This is a genomic window from Pseudomonas sp. B392_1p (assembly GCF_052245235.1).
Lineage (GTDB): Bacteria > Pseudomonadota > Gammaproteobacteria > Pseudomonadales > Pseudomonadaceae > Serpens > Serpens gallinarum.
In genome coordinates, this window is record NZ_JBQPXM010000008.1 from 1 (window position 1) to 18,671 (window position 18,671).

Here is an 18,671-nt window from a genome sequence, read left to right on the forward strand (position 1 = left end):
CACAAGCCGCTGATGATCACCAAGGTGTTCGACAAGTCCTCGCCGCTGATCTTCAACGCCCTGACCTCCGGCGAGCGCCTGAACAAGTGCCGCCTGGAGTGGTACCGCACCTCGGCCACCGGCACTCAGGAGCACTACTTCACCATCGAGCTGGAAGATGCGGTGATCGTCGACGTGCAGTCGCGCATGCCCAACTGCCAGGACCCGGCCATGTCCCATTTCACCCACTTGGAAGACGTCTACTTCACCTACCGCAAGATCGTCTGGACTCACGAAGTTGCCGGCACCTCCGGTTCCGACGACTGGCGCACAGCGAACGTCGGCTAAAGCCAGGCACCCTTCGGCCCCAGGCCGAAGGGGTTTCACGGACGATTCATTCACGGACGATCACGAGGTACCGCCCATGTTCGCGCCCGCCAATCACGCCCAGTTTCGCCTGAGCCTTCCCGGTGTCGAGCACGACTTCCAGGTGCTGGCCTTCACCGGCTTTGAGGCCATCAGCCAGCCCTATGCCTTCGAGCTGGAACTGGTCAGCGAGCGCGCCGATCTCGACCTGCACAGCCTGCTGCATCAGCCGGCGTTTCTGGCCTTTGCTGCAGACGGCAACGGCATACATGGGCTGATCTATCGCATCGCCCAGGGCGACTCCGGGGAGCGCCTGACCCGTTATCAGCTCGGCTTGCGCCCGCACCTCGCGTACCTGGCCCACAGTTATACACAGCGCATCTTTCAGCAGCTGACGGTGGAGGAGATTATCCGTCAGGTGTTCGATGCCCACAGCATGCAAGCCGACGCGTATCGTTTTCAGCTCGGCGCCACCTATCCCGAGCGTACGTACTGCGTGCAGTACGGTGAATCCGATCTGCACTTCGTGCAGCGCCTGTGTGAGGAGGAGGGCATCCATTACCACTTCCAGCACAGTTCAGGCGGGCATGTTCTGGTCTTCGGCGACGATCAGACGCCCTTTCCGAAACTGGCGCCCACCCTGTACCAACCTGGCAGCGGGCAGGTTGCCGACGAGCCGGCCATAAAACAATTCGGCGTACGTGTGGCGACGCGTACCAACCATGTGATTCGTCGCGATTACGATTTTGAAAAACCTCGCCTGCTGCTGGCCGGCGAGGCCGCCGTTGAGACCGGCCCCGCGCTGGAGGATTACGGTTTTCCCGGTCGTTTCGTTGACCGCGAACGCGGCAGACACCTCAGCCAGCGCGCCTTGGAACGCCATCGCCACGATGCTGAGGTGGCGCAGGGTGAAAGCGATCAGCCGCTACTGGCCAGCGGGCATTTCCTCGCCCTGGCCGATCACCCCCGTACTGACTGGAACGATCTCTGGCTGCTTACCGAGCTGCATCACGAGGGTAAACAGCCCCAGGTTTTGGGCGAAATGGGCAGCGACAGTCCGTCGCTCGATGGTTTTATCCAAGGCTATCGCAACCGCTTCAGCGCCACGCCGTGGGACGCCCCGTATCGGCCCGCGTTGCAGCATCCCAAGCCGCGCGTGCTGGGCAGCCAAAGCGCTGTGGTCACCGGGCCAGAGGGCGAAGAGATCCACTGCGATGCCTATGGCCGCATCAAAGTTCAGTTCCATTGGGATCGCGAAGGCCAAGCCGACGACAAGAGCAGTTGCTGGCTGCGGGTAGCCAGCGGCTGGGCCGGCGACCGCTACGGTGCTTTAAGCATTCCCCGCGTGGGCATGGAAGTGCTGGTCAGCTTCCTGGAAGGCGATCCCGACCAGCCGCTGGTCACTGGCTGCCTGTACCACACCGAAAATCCGGTGCCCTACGAGCTGCCGGCCAATAAAACCCGCACAGTGCTCAAAACCCTCAGCTCCCCCGGAGGCGACGGCTTCAATGAACTGCGCATCGAAGATCGCAAAGATGCCGAGCAAATCTATATCCACGCCCAGCGCGACTGGGAGCAGCACATTCAACATGACCAGGTCGTGCACGTCGGCCACGAGCGCCACGACCGCGTCATCGCCAACAGCTACACCGAACTGAGCGCCGAAGAACACCGCATCACCGAGGGCAACCGCCTGGTTGAACTGAAGGCCGATGATCACCTGACCGTTAACGGCAGCCAGCACGTGAAGATCGCCACCGGGCAGTTCATCGATGCCGGTCAGGAAATTCACCTTTCCAGCGGCATGAAAGTGGTCATGGAAGCCGGCAGCGAACTCACCCTCAAGGCCGGCGGCAGCTTCGTCAAGCTAGATGCCAGCGGTGTAACGCTGGTGGGTGGGCAGGTGAAGATTAATTCGGGGGGGAGTGCGGGGAGTGGTTCGGGGGCCAGGCCTATTGTGCCGATTGTTCCCAAACCAACTGATGCCGCCTCTGTGGGTGAACAAATCGGACAAGCCAACATTAATAATCCACAACGGCCGTTGCCCAACCAGGGCGAGCAAGGGCCACAGGCCCTGATCGTCGATGTCTGGGGTGATCCCGAGCAGGGTGGCCAGTTGCAGTTGATCGACGCGGAGGAGAGGGCATGAGTGGGCTGAAGGATCAGCCAATCGCACAGGGCATGCGCAAACGTGCCGAGTACGACAATGCGCGATGGGAACGTTTGGCGCTGAATATCGAGCGCACTGACGGCGGCATGCTGCAGATCGTCATTGAAACGGAGATGCGCAGCCACGAGGAAGAGCCGGAGATTCAGCAGAATACCTTGCTCGGTGTGGTGCCCATGGCGCGTTTGCCCGGGCATGACCGGCACGATAAACCGCCGAAAGGTGCATTGCCTCGGCCGGGGCGCCTCTACGTATTCCAGAACGGCAAGCTGTGGCGAGAGCTGGCCTGCGATGGTCAGGGCAATCTGGCTGATGTGGATGTAGCCCACTGGCGTGAACAAGCGGCGCAAGGCAAACAAGCGGATAACCGCGAGCCCGTGGGCAAGCCCTTGGCGCTGACGCTGGTGCCCATGCTGCTTAAGGGCCGTTTTGTCGGTGATCAGTACAGCATGGCCTACAGCGAAATGGTCTGGACCTGGGAATACATTGCGTGGCTGGAAACCCATGGCGGCAGGGTCAAAAGTCGTTGCCAGAATGTAGCCCCGGCCTGGTCTGCGGCGGTTGTGGGTGGCGAGCAGTGGAAGCCAACCCAGGCCATGCCCGTCGTCGTGATCGACCAGCAAGTCGAGGGGCTGCGCGCACGCGATTTCAATGTGGAAAGCACACTGGTTGATCCGGCAGTCTTTACACCATCGTTTGCTGTATTCGCCGAAACGGAATGGGTCATCAAGCTGCAGCGCATTCAGGAGCAATTGGCCGCTGTTCAGCAAGGCCAACAACCCCATCCTTTGCCCGGGTTGGAAGCAGGCCAGGACGTGCTGGCGCAAAAGAAGCTGCGTGGCTACCCCAAGCTTGTGGGCTTTATGCTCGATGACCCGTTATTTGCATTGCGTCATGCCACGGCACAAGCCCGGCTGGCCGAGGCCTATCTGCTGTCGTTGAATGCCCTGATTGCCCATCGCCCGAACGGTCGTTACGCGCAGGTGGTTTACAGCACTGTCATGCGTCCAGGCGCCAATCCCCTAGCGAAATTCGAGGATCTGCTCGACCAGCCGAGTCTGCTGGAAACCGTGTTCGAGGAAGAGCGCAGGGCAGCGCGCGGACACCTCGAACGTGTGCTCAAGCGGCTGGTTGAACTACTGGAACGACGGATGGAGGTGGTCGTAGCGGATTGGCTGTTCAGTCATGACGAGCGTTTGCTGGAGCCCTACGCCTGGTTGACCGAGGCTCTGGATGCGCTCAACAAAAATCCAGTGCAGTGTGATGCCCTGTGTCATACGTCAACCAGCCCCGAGCTGGACGCCAGCATTGATCGATTGATGCAGGCGCTGCTGCAAGCCAAACATCCCCTGACCCGCAGAATGCTCGCCAGTGTGGACGGCGAACTGCCCGAGGCGGCCAAGCGCGTGCAGGCGCTGCTGATGCAAACGCGTGAGCCCGACCCCGCACGGATGGGCCTGAGCACGCTGTTGCAGGCGGCCAGCATTGATACGCCTGCCGCCGGCACACTCGCCATCTACAAAAATATGACGGCCTTGGTCGGCGAATTTATGGACCTCTTCGCCATCGCCGTGGGCACCCAGCTCAACCGGCTCAGCGGTAGCCTGGTCAATATCGAGCTGTCTCGCCTGTTCGCCCCTTCTTTTGGCATATTGGAAAATCTGTCGCCCTCTTGGAGGGGGCTCAAGCTGATGACCAAGGGCGATGCCACGGCTCAGGGCTGGGTGATTCTTGGGGTTGAGGGCGCGGGCTTGAGGTATGGCCTGACGGCGGAGGAACGCCGCACATTGACCCGTAAGAACTATCGCTACGCCACCCTGCATGACCAGGCTGGGAACTCGATTGGTTCGAGCAGCTCTCGGCATGCAGGGCGTCAGTTGCCTAATCTCGGTCGCATTACCGTGATCGCCGCCCCGGCGGATCATCCCCAGGTGCACAAGCTCAGCGCCTGGAAGCTGCAGTCCAACCGTACCATCCAGGCAACGCTGGAAACCCCAGCGGCGCCCTTGGTGGCGGTGGTATGCGCGCTGTTCAATTTGCAAGCGCAGATTGTGGGGATGAGGGGGTTAAAGGATGAGGAGGGGGATGGCCGCGCTAGATATGCTCTCGGCTTTATAAGTGCTATCTCTGATACCACTGTTGCACTGGGCAATCTGACCAAGCCGATACTGGGTTCTGAAAATGGTTTGGTGAGTGCCCTTAACAAGCCGCGTTTCGATGTGGCGAAAATCTCCAGCAAATGGGCTGCCAACCTGTATGAGCAGACTGGCAGCACCAAGTTGCCTGTATTGAGGCTTGTTTCAGGCTGGGCAATGGTTTTTACCACAGGCCTTGCGACCTGGGATGCCAAGCGCGCTTGGCACCAGGGTGACCATGATGCCGCTCTGGCCTACGGCGTTGCTGCCGCTGGCGGTGCAGCCTGGACGGCCTACACCTTTGGCATGGCCATCAACCCTTTTGTGCTGGTTGCCGGTGGCGTGTTGTTTGTCGGTGGTGGCATCCTGGCCAACTGGCTGGTCGACAGCGATGTCGAAGCGCTGCTGAAAAACGGCCCGTTCGGTCGCGATCACGGCCAGGTCGGTGTGCTCGACGGCCTATTGGGTGATGATCGATGCTTCGCCCACCTGCAAGACCCGCAGGTCGCCTATACCCAGTTGCTCGGTATTCTGGGCAAGCCAGTAATTCAGGTCGTTCGCCTGGAGGACTGGCGTAAACAGGCACTGCCAGTACAACGGGCACTGCTGCAAGGCATCGAAGCCGAACGCCAGGCCAGCGCCCCCGATAGCCACTGGAGTTGCGTCAACCCGGCCCTCCAGGCCTTTGACGACGAGGATTGGGTGCTTACCATTCACTCGCCGCTGCTGGCCATGTTTCGTGGTGAACACGATTTCCAGTTGTTTGCAGAAGAGCAACTCGGCGTGCTGCCGCGCACGGGGGCGTTCAATGTGGAGCGCATTGAACGCCGAGGCATCGACAAGCCCAAATTGAGTGCTTTACCACTGGACGAGGGCACTGTGCTCTATATCCTGCCCCGCCAGTTCGCCCTTATGCAGCTGTCGCCCTTGCAGCGTCATTACACCAGCGTCACCCATCGGCTCAAGGTCAGCGCCCAGTTTCACCTGTGGCAAGCGGGCAGCACTACCCATGCGCTGGTCTTGCCGCAGCCTACGCCCAAGCGCTGGCAAGCTTATGACCCGGCCTTCAGAAACCGTCCGGCGGCAAAGGCCCAAGCGGATGACGTACCCTATTGGCAGATCGAGATCAGCGAGTTCAAGGCATGAGTGTGCAGGAGCAGAACATCCCCTATGGCCCCGGTGCCTACCGTGCCGACGGCATACCGGACCTGCCGCCGAGCAAGGACGAGCATGCCGGGTTTATGCACAGCGCTCTGCACTGGGGTCACTATGCCGGGCTGGACCCTACCACTGAAGTGGAATATCAACTCAACGCCGAGTTGCATAAAGCGTATGAGCGACAGGAGCAGGAGAAACGCGAACAGCGGATATTTTGCGATGCCCAGCGCTGGCGCTTTGAAAATATCAGCAAGATTCCGCATCTCTTATTCGTAATTAAGTGGTGTTGCTTTGGTTTTCCTTGGGTGTTTTGGTTTGTAAAACTTGAAGAGTGTTTGAATCTGACAGTCACTGTCAGTACTACATTTTTCTCAGGTGTTTTTACGGTTGCCATTGCTTTTGGCTCAATGTTCCTCTTTGGCACCCGCAAACAGCACTATGCCTACTGGTTGATGGCCGTAGGTGTCGTAATCACCGCTGCGGTGATCAGTTGGCATGAAGGTGCGCTCTGGGGCTTCTGGGCCGAGCAGACCGCGTTCTGGTGGGGGATGTTTTTGTTCTTTATGGCCTTGATCGGGGCCGATGCCTTGCTCGGGCTCTATGCCCGTTTTTATGAACATGACGGCAGCGAGTTCAACCGCCAGACAGGCACGCTGACCATTGCCCGGCGCTTGCGTAAACCCTTCGTGGCACCATTCTACGAGTTCGATCCGGTGATGCAGCTGATGGTCACGCCCCACGGTGGTCACGACTACGGCCTGTGGCTGCACCATCGGTATACCGGTGCCAAGGTCTGCCTGGCCGGCCGACTGCATAGCCTGGGCCTGGACAAGGCCAACCTGTTGGCCTTCTGGGACTGCCTGCAGCGCTATATGGATGTACAACAGCCCTTGCCGGATCTGCCGATGCTCGAACAGAACCGCCACCTCGATCCGGTGACCGCCGCCCACGATGCCGCGACCAATCGCCCGCCACGCTATTGGCGTGATATCGATGCCAAGGCCTGGCTGCGCACGGAGGGCAAACGACTGCGCGAGAAACTGGTGGCCTACCCCTGGCAGGAGAAGACCTGCATCCTCCAGGCAAAGATCGATCCCGGTCTGAGCATCGAGACCTACTATCGCAGTCAGGAAGCCCAAGGTATCCAGGCCACGCCCAAGGGGGATGACTTCGACAAAGTCCATCGGAGGTAAGGGGCATTTGGGGTAGTTACGCCAAGCATGCGGCATCACGCTACAGAGCAGCGATTTGCCCGCACCGCCGGCAATGCTAGAGTTCGCCACATGCCTTTCTTCCGCCATCCCCATCCGTTGCTCGCCTGGACGCTGTGCATGGGCGTGCTGCTCAGCCTGCACTTTTGTGGCCTGCACCATGGCCAGGCGAGTGGTTTGGCACTGAGTGGGCTGAAAACGGCGTTTTGTACGGCCAGTGGAGCAGGGCCGAGTGATGGGCGAATGGCGGATGAAGGGGCGGACGATTGGCGATGCCCGCTGTGTCAAACGCCGGCTCTCAGCGATACAGGCCAGAATGCGGGATGGCGACTACTGACAGCCCGCCGCGCACCCGTTATAGCGCGCAGGCTCGGCAAGCGTTCGCCACGTCGGCGCTGGCCGATGAAACATCCTCGAGCCCCGTAAGTGGCAATGAAGACACCGGCCGTCAGGCCTCCTTCCTTCTTGCCACTCCTTGAGGAATTTCCATGTCGCTGAAAAAATGTTTGTTGAGCGTTGTTTTCCTAGTCGCGGGCGGTCTGGCGCAGGCCCACAGCTATGAAGCCGGTGCTATCCATATCGACCATCCCTGGTCGCGAGCCATGCCGCCGACGGCGGCCGCCGCGGCCGCCTATTTCGTCTTGCAGAACGCCGGGGCCGAGGCAGATCGTTTGCTGGGGGCCAGTACACCTGTGGCCGGCAAGGCTGAGCTGCACGAGCACGCCCATGTGGATGGCCTGATGAAGATGCGCCACGTGCCTGTCGTGGATATCGGGCCAGGCGAACAGGTGGATTTTGTACCGGGGGGCTACCATGTGATGCTCTTTGAGCTGTCGCGGCAGATGCAGGCCGGGGAGCGTTTTCCCCTGACGCTGCGTTTTGAGAAAGCAGGCGAGGTAACCGTCGAGGTTGCCGTGCAAGCCGACGCACCGCAGTCCGCTCCCGCGCAGCATGGGATGATGCACCACGCCCATTAAAAACGAGGGCTCCCGTACTCACGGGGGCCCTCTTCGTTTTTGCGTTGTGCAATCGAGCCGTTCCAGCCGCCTAGCCGTAGCGCTTGAAGGCTTCCAAGGCCAGGCCGCTGCCGATACCGCCGAAACTATCGCCATCCACCAGTCGTGCATTGGGCAGCAGGCTGGCGATATTGCCACGCAGAGCCGGCACGCTGCTGGAACCGCCGGTGAAAAACAGCGTGTCGACTTGGCCAGCGTTCACGCCTGCATGAGTCAGCAATTCCTCGATACCCGTACGGATGCGTTGCAGTTGGGCATCAATGGCCTGTTCGAACAGCGGTCGGCTGAGCGTGGCATTTAGGCTAGGCTCGAGGCGTGACAGGTCGATGGATCGTTGATCCCGATGGGTGAGTTCGATCTTGCTGTCTTCCACCTGGATTGCCAGCCAATGCCCGGCGCGTTGTTCGATTAGGCGGAACAGGCGGTCGATGCCGGTAGTGTCGACGATGTCGTAGCGCATGTTCTTCAGTGCCAACTGGTGCTTCTGCGCATACACCGCATTGATGGTGTGCCAGGTGGCCAGGTTCATGTGGGTGCTGGTGGGCATCGGCGCATCGCTCTTCATCCGGCTGCCGTAGCCGAACAGGGGCATTACGCCCTGCAGGCTGAGCTGCTTGTCGAAGTCAGTACCACCGATGTGCACACCGCCAGTGGCGAGAATGTCGTCCTGACGTTCGGCGCTGTGCCGGCGTTGCGGGGACAGACGTACCAGAGAGAAGTCCGAGGTGCCGCCGCCAATGTCGACGATCAGAACCAACTCTTCCTTCTGGATGCCTGACTCGTAGTCGAAGGCTGCAGCGAGCGGTTCGTATTGAAAAGACACGTCCTTGAAGCCGAGCGTGCGGGCAACGGCTACCAGGGTGTCTTCAGCCTCCTGATCGGCCTTGGGGTCGTCATCGACGAAGAACACCGGACGGCCCAATACCACCTGATCGAAGCTGCGGCCAGCGACGATTTCGGTGCGTTTTTTCAACTCGCCAATGAATAGAGCGAGGATCTGTTTGAAGGGCACGGCGCTGCCGAGCACGGTGGTCTCGCTTTTCAGCAGTTTGGAGCCCAGCAGGCTTTTCAGCGAGCGCATCAGACGGCCCTCGTAGCCGTCCAGGTATTCGTGCAGAGCCAGGCGGCCAAACGCGGGACGACGCTCTTCCTGATTGAAGAACACCACCGAGGGCAGCGTGAACTTGCCGTCTTCCAACGCGATCAGGGGCGACTGATCAGGACGTAGCCAGCCGACGGTGGAGTTAGAGGTGCCAAAATCGATGCCGCAGGCACGGGCGGGTAGGGCGAGAGTCATGGATCAACAGTCTGTGCAGTCAAACGGGCGCGCAGTGTAGGCGAGAGTGATGTTCAGACGAAGCGGGCACGCGCTCGATTATTGGTTGTTCTTTTCAGCAGACCCCGAGAGGCTGTCATCCCGCTTCTGATGCCATTGCGACCACTCGAAGCCCAGCACCACCAGCAGCGACAGGGCAAAGGGCAGCAGCAAATAGAAACCGCGGAACACGATCAGCGCGGCCAGGACATCGGTCGTGCTGAACTCGGGCATGGCGGCCAGAAAGGTGACTTCCAGGACGCCCAGACCACCCGGTGCATGGGAAAGAAGAGCCAGCGAGAAGGAAGCAAGGAAGACGCCGAGCACCGTCAGGTAACCGGGATTGGCTTCGCTAGGCAGAGCGAAATAGATGATTGCCGCTGCACAGGCCAGTTCCAGCGGGCCGGCTATCAACTGCTTGCGCACAATGCTCAGTCGCGGGTATTCGATATTGAACTTGCCGATGCGTAGCGGTTTGAGCTGGCGCCAGGCACCAAGCACGTACAAGCCGACCAGCCCGACCAGGCTCAGGCCGATGACAATCGACAACCACGAGTCGACATCTGCGACGCGGTGGATCAATTCCGGGCGGATGATCAGCACCACGCCACCGGCGAAGAGGGCGCCCAGGGTGAAGGTGAAGGAGCAGAACACGATCAGCAGACCGATTTCTTGCGGGCTGAGGTTCTTGGTCCGGTAGGCACGGTAACGCACCAGTGCGCCGGAAAACACCGATGCGCCGATGTTGTGGGCCAGCGCGTAGGTGGTAAACGAGCAGAGGGTGATGAACCACCAGGAAATCTTCTTGCCCAGGTGGGCGATGGCGATGCGGTCGTACCAGGCCAGAGCATAGTAAGCGCCGGCGGTGGCCAGGGCGGCGAGCAACCATTTACTCAGCGGAATGGCCAGTAGGCTATCGGCCAGATCATCCAGGGAGATGTCGCGAATTTCTTGGTAAAGCAAAAAGCAGGACAGGGCTACCGCACCAAGGCCTACGAGGCTCCAGACAACATCGCTCCTCTTTAGCATTGGTTTGGCTCCACGGCATGCAATGGTAACGGACAGGTAGGCCTGTCAAAAGACAGTTGGCAGGAGGAAGACCCCTCGTAGAGTGGGGGATCGCGGCGCAGTATTACCAAGCATGCGCCGATCCTCAACCGTTGATGACGACCGGGACGTAACCACGTGTGTCCTGCGGTCAGACACTTCAATTGAGATGGCACACCATGTACGTAGCGGGAATGCAGTAGCTGGCCAGATGCTCGGCATGGGGTGGGTCCAGCTCAGCGTGTTCGGCATACCCCAGGCGCGACCAGAACGGCTGGGAATCCTGTACCGAGACTAGCGCGGAATAGCGCAGCTGGTGATGTCGCGCTCGTTGCAGGGCTTGTTTGACCAATGCGGGGCCAATGCCACGCCCGACTGCACGAGAAGCCACCGCCAGATCGTGCAGGTATAAGCAGTCGGCATCCGCCGGGCTGTTGAAGTCGCCATCCAATGGGGTGACCTGGCCAACCTGCGACGGGTAGCAGAACAGGTAGGCACATACCCCGCTCGCATCCTCGGCAACCCAGGCCAGCTGTGGACTGCTACTGCGGCGCGCACGGATTACGCTTTCGCTTTCCAGCACGGCGGTCTCGTAGGCTTGCTGTTGGATTTTCATAACCTGGGGCAGGTCGTTTTCGGTCATCAATCGTATCGAGTACATCGTAATCTCGGTCAGCCGGTGTCGTGAGCTGGCGTTGTTTCGCGGGCCAGGCATTCTACGGTGCGCCGTGCGACTTGTCGCATGATCCATGGCAAGCCTTGGGAGTTTGCCTGTGTGAAGACTGGCAATCAGCACCGCGCAGCGCCTATACTTAGCTAGCTAACTATAACCCTGCTTGCTTTCTTCCTGAGTCATTTTCCATGAGTTCTTCGAAAAATCCGTTGATCGGCGTTTTGCTGATTCTCGGTTCTGGCCTCTTGCTGGCCAGCCACGACGGCATTTCCAAGCAAATGAGTTTGTTGTATCCGGTCTTTCTTATCGTCTGGGCGCGGTACTTCGCCCAGTTCTTTCTAATGACGCTGATTTTCGCGCCACGCAAGGGCCTGAATATGGTGCGCACCCAACGCCCTTGGTTGCAGTTGGCCCGCGGTTTGTGCCTAACCGGGGTGAGTGGTTTGCTGCTTACGGGGCTGCGCTACATCCCGCTGGGCGAAGCCACGGCGGTGATGTTTCTATCGCCCTTGGTGGTGACCGTACTGTCGGTGCTACTGCTTAAGGAGACGATCAGTCTTGGCCAATGGGGCGCGGTGCTGCTGGGCTTGGTAGGCGTGTTGATCATCGTGCGTCCCGGTGGTGCGCTGTTTACCCCGGCTATCCTGCTGCCATTGGGCGCCGCCATCTGCTTCGGCGTGTATCAGCTGCTGACCCGACGCTTGAATGCCACCGACAATCCGGTGACCAGCAATTACCTCTCCAGCCTGGTCGGCACACTGTTGTTCGGAGCGACCTTGCCCTTTGTCTGGGAAACCCCGGAGCTCATCCACGGCCTGATGATCCTTTCGCTTGGCGCGTTGGCCATGGTTGCCCACCTGATGTTGAGCGTTGCCTACAACTATGCCAGCGCAGCCACCCTGGCACCCTTTACCTACGGGCAGATCGTCTTCGCCGCACTGGTTGGCCTCGTTACCTTTGGTCATGTTCCTGACCTGGGTGGGCTGATTGGGATGGGGGTAATCATTGCCAGTGGCGTGTTCTCGGTATGGGTCCAGCGTCGCGCCGCGACGGCCTGATCCCTGACTGCGATCCATCGCTGCGCTTGCCAGGCGGGCTGGTTTCGGCCATACCTGCCAAGGCATTGATCGTTGTGGAGGGTGTTATGGCCGGTGGGTGGACCAACGACGGGGCGGTGCAAGAGCAGATCGATAACAGCATCGAGGATGCAATCCAGCGTGCCCGCAGCCAACTGCCACGGGGCGAGAGTCGCCGTGACTGCGAAGAGTGCGGCGCGCCCATTCCCCAGGCGCGACGTGAAGCTATACCTGGCGTGCAGCTGTGCATCGCTTGCCAGAGCGAGCACGACAAAGAGCAAGCGGCGTTCAGCCTGTATAACCGCCGCGCGAGCAAGGACAGTCAGCTGCGCTGAGCGCTGATTGGCGGGCTGGTTCAGGGTGTAAGGCGCGAGCTAGTCTCTACGTGATCACATCACGCTGGAGATGCGCAATGACCATTTTTGAAGCCCTGCGCCAGAGTCACGAAATACAGCGCGCCTTGTGTGCCGAGCTGCTCGCCACGCAGGGCGACAGTCCCGAGCGGCATGTGCTGTTCGGACGGCTCAAGCAGGAACTCGCCGCTCATGCGATGGCCGAAGAGCGTCATTTCTACATTCCTTTGTTACAGGCCGACCTGACCCAGACGCTTTCCCGCCATGCGATTGCCGAACACCATGAAATGGATGAACAGGTCGAGTCGTTGGAACAGACCGACCCGAGCAGTTCCAGTTGGCTGGTTCAGGCGAAAAAGCTCGCGGAGAAGGTTCACCATCACCTGGACGAAGAAGAGCATTCCTTCTTTCAGATGGCCGGCAAGGTGCTCGAGGCGCAGCAGAAACTGCTGCTCGCCGGTGACTACCTGGAGGAATATGGCGCGTACCTCAACCAGGCCTGATCAGCCCAGCAGATAGTTTTTCACCCCGGTGAAGATGATTTGAGCGGCCAGGGCGCACACGAACAGACCCATCAAGCGACTGACTATCTGCAGCCCCTGATCGCCGAGCAGCCGCTCGAACTGGTTCGACAGATAAAGAATCGCGCCGACAGTGAATGCAGACAGGCCCAGGGCAGCGATGGTGATCAGCTTCTGGTCCCAGAGCTGATCACCCGCGCCCATAACCAGCAGAGCACCGATGGTGCCCGGTCCTACAGTCAGCGGAATGGTCAGCGGCACTATGGTCACGTCCTGCTGCACGTTGTCGCTGGTCGCCACAGCCTTGCCCTGGGCCATGCCCAGCGCCGAAATGAACAATACCGTGCCGGCCCCGATGCGGAAGGCATCGATGGTGATGCCGAACAGATCGAAAATGTACCGGCCAAACAGGTACAGCAGTAAGCTTGAAATCAGCACGCCAGCGGCCACGCGCCAGGCCAGGTGCTTGCGTTCCTTGACGGTATAGCCACGGGACAGGCTGATGAAGCAGGACAGCACGAAGAAGGGGCTGTAAAGCACCAGCATCCTCAAGTAAACACTGAACAGCTCGGCGAGCATTGCGAGAGTCTCGGGGGAGGGGGACGGGAAAAAATAGCCGCGATTTTAGCCCAGGAGCTAGACAAAAGCTCGGGCTGTCCATCGTTGCCGTAAAGGTCTGCGCGCTACCGGCAACTCGCGGTTCAAGAGCCATAAGAACTGCCGGAACGGCATCAAGACAGTGCGCTGCGGTGCAGGTTCCGTTCAAGCACCCAGTGCTCGATGGTTTCGCGCAACTGCGAAAGCTCCACAGGCTTGGCCATGTGGCCGTCCATGCCGGCCTGGCGGGCGCGTTCCTTGTGCTCATTGAGGATATGCGCGGTGAGGGCTACCACGGGCGTGCGGGGGCGTTGTTCGCGGCGTTCCCATTCACGCAGTTGTTCGGTGGCGGAAAAACCGTCAAGTACCGGCATTTCGCAGTCCATCAAGACCAAGTCGTAATGACCCTCCTTGATCGCCTGCAGGGCTTCAGCGCCGTTACTGGCGGTATCCGGTTGCAGGTTGAGCTTGCCCAGCATGCCGCGGATCACCTTGGTGGAAATACTGTTGTCTTCCGCCACCAGAATGCGGAAATCCGCAGGCAATGGCAGGGCGTCGCTCGCCTGGGTAAATCCGCGTGCACGATTCCCGCCGTTGCGTCGAATCAGCTCTTCGGCAATGGTGGTTTTCAAGGTGTAGCCGGCCACGGGCTTGGTCAGGACGCGTTTGATGCCGGCGTTGCGAGCGATGATCTTGCTTGGCGCGTTGCTCAGGCCCGTAAGCATGATCAGCAGAATATCGCGGTTGAGGAAAGGATCTTCCTTGATTCGCGCAGCCAGTTGCATGCCCGTCATGCCTGGCATGTCCTGATCGAGCAGCACCACATCGAAATCGTCCTGCAAATGGGCCCGGGTACGCAGCAAGGCCAAGGCCTCGGTGCCGGTGGCCACGGCGCTGACGTTCATGCCCCAGGCGCTGCACTGCTGAACCAGCACCTTGCGGCAGGTTTCGTTGTCGTCCACCACCAGGAGGCGAATGTTCTGCAGGGGTGCTTCCAGGTTGGCGTTCGGCTGCTCCAGATGCTCTTCATCCAGAGGCAAGGACAGCCACAGCGTATTGCCCCGCTCTATGCCGCCCTGGATACCGTATTGGCCTTGCATGAGCTGCACCAACTGACGAGCGATGAGCAGGCCGAAGTGTCCGTCCACCTTATGGGTTGAAAGCAGGTCATGACTCAGCAACGGGGTCGTGAGCAAGTAGTCTTGTTCTTCTGGTGAATAGGGCCGACCGCTGTCCTGTACGGCGATGCGTAGGCGCGGTGTCGGACCGTCATCATCCAGGGCAGCCACCAACAGGACTTCGCCCGTATCGGTTTGTTTGAATGCATTGTGCAGCAAGCTCACCAGCACCTGACGCAATCGGGTGGGGTCGCCGGAGATGACCTGTGGCACGCGTGGCTGCACAAAGCTGATCAGCTCGACTTGCTGCTGTTCAGCCTGGTTGCGGAAGATTGTCAGGCAATCATCGAGTAGGGCATGGAGATCGAATTGCACGTCTTCCAGCTCGATGCTGCCCGTTTCCAGTCGTGTGATGTCCAGAATTTCGTTGATCAGGATGAGCAGCTCATTGCCCGCACTGTGCAGGGTTTGCACATAGTCGCGTTGCCGGGTCGATAGCTGGGTGCCAAGCAGCAGCTCGCTCATACCCAGGACGCCATTCATGGGCGTGCGGATTTCATGGCTGACCTTGGCGAGAAAGTCTGCTTTGGTACGCAGCTCTGCATCGGTGACGGCTGTCCTCGTATGCGCAGTGGCGGCGGTTTGCTCAACCAGCCGCTGTTGTTCTACCAAGGCGTGGTACAGCATGAGATTGCTGAGCGCGGCGACACCATAGATGGCCACGATCAGTACCCCGAAGGGCAGTTGCAGATAGCCAAGAAGCGCAGGAATGAAAAACATCAGCGTGCCGCTGAACAGCAGCATGGCAAAAAACACCAACCGTGCCGGCTGATGGCCCCTGTGCCAGTGTGAAGCACCCAGACTGCACACGCTCAACGAAACCACCAAGAGCAATCCGTGCAGCAGGGATGAGTGCCAGGGCCGGGTCTCGAAACACATGAGCACGGCCAGAGCGAGGCCGATCACCAGTTCTACTTTTAACACCGTGCGCCAGGGACTCCGGCGTGGAGCGAAGGCGGTCAGGGCAAGGCTCAGCAAGCTCAGTGAGCCGACTAATTTGGTAAAGGCATTCACCTGCGTTTGCCAGCCAGTACCGGGAAGCAGGTGTAGCAGGCCCAGATGAGCGGCCAGTCCCAGCAGCAGGCTTGCCTGCAGCGCGACCAGGCAGCCATAGGCGGCCGTGCGGGTACTCAGGCCACGAATCAGGCAGTAGACCAGCAATATGGCCAACGCGCCAAACAAGGCGCCAAACAGCAATAGGGGATGCCCTTGATCACGCACCATAGGCCCGTCCAAAATGTTGAACCAGGCCATCAAGGTGTGCTGGGAGGTGATGCGCAGGTAGATGTCGCGTGGCCTGGAGTCGTCGGGCAAGGAAAAATAATAGGGATGGGTGTCGTATATCTGCCCAGTGCCCGACCGATGCTCACCCGTGCGGATTTCTTGTTGCAGATGACCGCCTTCCAGTAGGTAGAAGTCGACATGCTGCAAATAAGGCGCAAATAACCACAGCCAATGAGGTTGGTTGAGTGGCGGAACGGAGGCGTGCAGCCATACCGCGCTCTTTGTGGGCGGATGGGTCAGGGCTTGCAGTTTTAACGGCCGGAACTGTGAACTTCGCGCAATGACCTGCTCCAGGTCCAGTTCAGCGGTGGCGTCGATGAACAATTCCCAGGTTTCACGGGCAGGTTGCGAAGGCGCCCCAGGCGCATCGCTGAAAGAGGTGCTGGCATTCGCCATGGCTGGCCCTGACAGGCCCAGTGATGCCCAAGCAATTAGCAGCAGGCCGAAGAGAAATGCAGTGGCGGTCCTGAGCCTGGGCACTAAGAGAGTATCCAGCAAAAAATTTGACCGATTATAGCCGCGACAAGAATCGGTGTAACAAGGGAAAGGTAGATATAAATCCGCCTTAAGGGCAGTTTTTAGCGTAGTCGCGCGTATCTTGATACTTACCAACCTAAGGTTAGGTGGAGGAAATACTGCCTGTACGCAGGTGCCTGAGCCGTTTGGTTCGATATTTTCAGCGTTCGCTCGAAGCACGTGTCTGCCAGGCGCTTGCTCGGCACGTTGCACCGTTTGGCTGATTTTTTGAGCTGCCGTCTTTAATGAGAACACAAAGTAGTGTGGCGTTTTTGCCTCGCCTGTTTTCTTGAAACGAGTAGCTTTTTCGGCAAACACTCTTAAAAGACGTCCGGCACAGGGCGATCACGCGCTTGCCCGTTGGCGTCCTGGAGGCACCATGAGCGACGCAACGCTGGAGGCCGATCACCCACCGGCCAGAGCCATGACGGCGGAGGAAAGGAAAGTCATTTTCGCTTCTTCCTTGGGTACCGTTTTTGAATGGTACGACTTCTATCTGTACGGATCGCTCTCAGCGATCATCGCGGCGCAGTTCTTCTCAGGGATCAACCCTACGGCAGCCTTCATCTTCGCACTCGGGGCCTTTGCGGCCGGTTTTGCCGTGCGGCCATTCGGTGCGATCTTCTTCGGTCGGCTAGGCGATCTGGTCGGACGCAAGTACACCTTCCTCATCACCATTACGATCATGGGTCTGTCGACTTTTATCGTCGGTGTGTTGCCCAGTTATGCGACATGGGGTATGGCAGCGCCTGTCATCCTCATTGCCCTTCGTCTGTTTCAGGGGTTGGCGCTCGGCGGGGAATACGGAGGCGCCGCGACCTATGTAGCCGAACACGCACCGCACGGCCGGCGGGGGTTCTATACATCATGGATCCAGACGACCGCGACGCTCGGCTTGTTCCTCTCGCTGCTGATCATCCTTGGCACGCGCACCTGGCTTGGCGAGGAAGAATTTGCGGCCTGGGGCTGGCGTATTCCCTTCCTGCTGTCCATCGTGCTGCTGATTATTTCGGTGTGGATTCGTCTGAGCCTGAGCGAGAGTCCGGCCTTCAAGAAAATGAAGGCCGAGGGCAAGATTTCCAAAGCGCCTCTCACCGAGGCCTTTGGCCGCTGGGAAAACGCCAAGGTGGCGCTGATTGCCCTGTTTGGCGGGACGGCGGGACAGGCAGTGGTGTGGTACACCGGCCAGTTCTATGCTTTGTTCTTCCTGACGCAGACGTTGAAGGTGGACGGTGCGACGGCCAACATCCTGATCGCGCTCTCGCTGCTAATCGGCACGCCCTTCTTTATCGTGTTCGGCTGGCTGTCCGACAAGATCGGCCGCAAGCCGATCATCTTGGGCGGCTGCCTTATCGCGGCGTTGACCTACTTCCCGCTGTTCGGCCTGATCACTCACTATGCCAACCCTGCGCTCGAACAGGCCCAAGCCAGCGCGCCGGTGACGGTGGTGGCGGACCCCCGCGAGTGTTCGTTCCAGTTCAACCCGGTCGGCACCTCGAAGTTCGTGACGTCCTGCGATATCGCCAAGAGCTTTCTGGCCCGCAACTCGGTGAATTATTCCAACGAAGCGGCGCCGGCAGGCACTATCGCGAGCATCACAATCGGCGAGGAAACGATTGCATCGTTTTCTGGAGCCGGCCTACCTGCAGACGAGTTCAAGGCACGAGGCGATGCTTTCAACGCGAGCATGACCGAGACGATTCGCAGCCACGGCTATCCCGCCAAGGCGGATCCGGAGCAGATCAACAAACCGATGCTGGTTGTGCTGCTGACGGTTCTGGTGCTGTTTGTGACGATGGTCTACGGTCCCATCGCGGCTATGCTGGTCGAGTTGTTCCCCACGCGCATCCGCTATTCGGCCATGTCGCTGCCTTACCATATCGGCAACGGCTGGTTCGGCGGCTTCCTGCCGACGACCGCCTTCGCCATGGTGGCGGCAACGGGCGATATCTATTACGGACTTTGGTATCCAATCATCGTGGCGGTGATGACGTTCTTCATTGGCCTGTTCCTGATGCCGGAAACCAAGGACAGGGACCTGCGCAACTGGCACTGAGTGCCCGCAAATGAAAAAGGCCC

Annotated in this window: 15 protein-coding genes; 10 read left to right on the forward strand and 5 right to left on the reverse strand. The window is 59.5% G+C overall.

The features are described 5' to 3' along the window. The 6 genes from tssD to ACTV8E_RS12470 all read left to right on the forward strand — a co-directional run. The coding region (tssD, locus tag ACTV8E_RS12445; protein ID WP_443198980.1) for a type VI secretion system tube protein TssD at nt 1-327 on the forward strand (327 nt) is incomplete at its 5' end. 76 nt (nt 328-403) lie between these two features. Then, nucleotides 404-2,494, forward strand: a complete 2,091-nt coding sequence (locus tag ACTV8E_RS12450; RefSeq protein WP_443199698.1) for a type VI secretion system Vgr family protein — start codon at nt 404-406, stop codon at nt 2,492-2,494. Continuing rightward, nucleotides 2,491-5,793 (forward strand): hypothetical protein, encoded by a 3,303-nt coding sequence (locus ACTV8E_RS12455; protein ID WP_273536504.1) that lies wholly within the window; start codon nt 2,491-2,493, stop codon nt 5,791-5,793. The genes ACTV8E_RS12450 and ACTV8E_RS12455 overlap by 4 nt, the downstream gene beginning before the upstream one ends. Before the next feature lie 575 nt (nt 5,794-6,368). After that, on the forward strand, nt 6,369-6,998 hold the full coding sequence (locus ACTV8E_RS12460; protein WP_443199792.1) for a hypothetical protein: 630 nt from the start codon (nt 6,369-6,371) through the stop codon (nt 6,996-6,998). Nucleotides 6,999-7,136: 138 nt separating this feature from the next. After that, nucleotides 7,137-7,442, forward strand: coding sequence for a DUF2946 family protein (locus ACTV8E_RS12465; RefSeq protein ID WP_443199793.1), 306 nt, complete (start codon nt 7,137-7,139; stop codon nt 7,440-7,442). Between the two features lie 62 nt (nt 7,443-7,504). After that, nucleotides 7,505-7,993, forward strand: coding sequence for a copper chaperone PCu(A)C (locus ACTV8E_RS12470; RefSeq protein ID WP_443199699.1), 489 nt, complete (start codon nt 7,505-7,507; stop codon nt 7,991-7,993). Nucleotides 7,994-8,063: 70 nt separating this feature from the next. Here the strand turns inward: ACTV8E_RS12470 and ACTV8E_RS12475 are convergent, their stop codons facing one another. The 3 genes from ACTV8E_RS12475 to ACTV8E_RS12485 all read right to left on the reverse strand — a co-directional run bounded on the left by ACTV8E_RS12475 (nt 8,064) and on the right by ACTV8E_RS12485 (nt 11,037). Then, nucleotides 8,064-9,329, reverse strand: a complete 1,266-nt coding sequence (locus ACTV8E_RS12475) for an Hsp70 family protein (protein ID WP_443199700.1) — start codon at nt 9,327-9,329, stop codon at nt 8,064-8,066. 78 nt (nt 9,330-9,407) lie between these two features. Next, nucleotides 9,408-10,376, reverse strand: coding sequence for a lysylphosphatidylglycerol synthase transmembrane domain-containing protein (locus ACTV8E_RS12480; RefSeq protein ID WP_273536509.1), 969 nt, complete (start codon nt 10,374-10,376; stop codon nt 9,408-9,410). Nucleotides 10,377-10,554: 178 nt separating this feature from the next. Next, nucleotides 10,555-11,037 (reverse strand): GNAT family N-acetyltransferase, encoded by a 483-nt coding sequence (locus ACTV8E_RS12485; protein ID WP_273536511.1) that lies wholly within the window; start codon nt 11,035-11,037, stop codon nt 10,555-10,557. Between the two features lie 218 nt (nt 11,038-11,255). Between ACTV8E_RS12485 and ACTV8E_RS12490 the strand changes: the two genes are divergently transcribed. From ACTV8E_RS12490 to ACTV8E_RS12500, 3 genes are all read left to right on the forward strand, one after another. Further along, entirely contained in the window at nt 11,256-12,125 is an 870-nt protein-coding gene (locus ACTV8E_RS12490; RefSeq protein WP_251834765.1) for a DMT family transporter, read from the forward strand. A gap of 86 nt (nt 12,126-12,211) precedes the next feature. Further along, nucleotides 12,212-12,478, forward strand: coding sequence for a DksA/TraR family C4-type zinc finger protein (locus tag ACTV8E_RS12495; protein ID WP_273536514.1), 267 nt, complete (start codon nt 12,212-12,214; stop codon nt 12,476-12,478). A gap of 77 nt (nt 12,479-12,555) precedes the next feature. Beyond that, entirely contained in the window at nt 12,556-12,999 is a 444-nt protein-coding gene (locus ACTV8E_RS12500; protein WP_443199701.1) for a hemerythrin domain-containing protein, read from the forward strand. On the opposite strand, the gene ACTV8E_RS12505 is transcribed toward ACTV8E_RS12500, so the two are convergent. Both ACTV8E_RS12505 and ACTV8E_RS12510 read right to left on the reverse strand, forming a co-directional pair. Next, complete coding sequence (locus ACTV8E_RS12505) at nt 13,000-13,596, reverse strand: MarC family protein (RefSeq protein ID WP_273536516.1); 597 nt, start codon at nt 13,594-13,596, stop codon at nt 13,000-13,002. Nucleotides 13,597-13,748: 152 nt separating this feature from the next. Further along, on the reverse strand, nt 13,749-16,556 hold the full coding sequence (locus ACTV8E_RS12510; RefSeq protein WP_443199702.1) for a response regulator: 2,808 nt from the start codon (nt 16,554-16,556) through the stop codon (nt 13,749-13,751). Between the two features lie 415 nt (nt 16,557-16,971). On the opposite strand from ACTV8E_RS12510, the gene ACTV8E_RS12515 reads away from it, so the two are divergent. Beyond that, entirely contained in the window at nt 16,972-18,648 is a 1,677-nt protein-coding gene (locus ACTV8E_RS12515) for an MFS transporter (protein ID WP_443199703.1), read from the forward strand. The last annotated feature ends 23 nt before the right edge of the window (nt 18,649-18,671 follow it).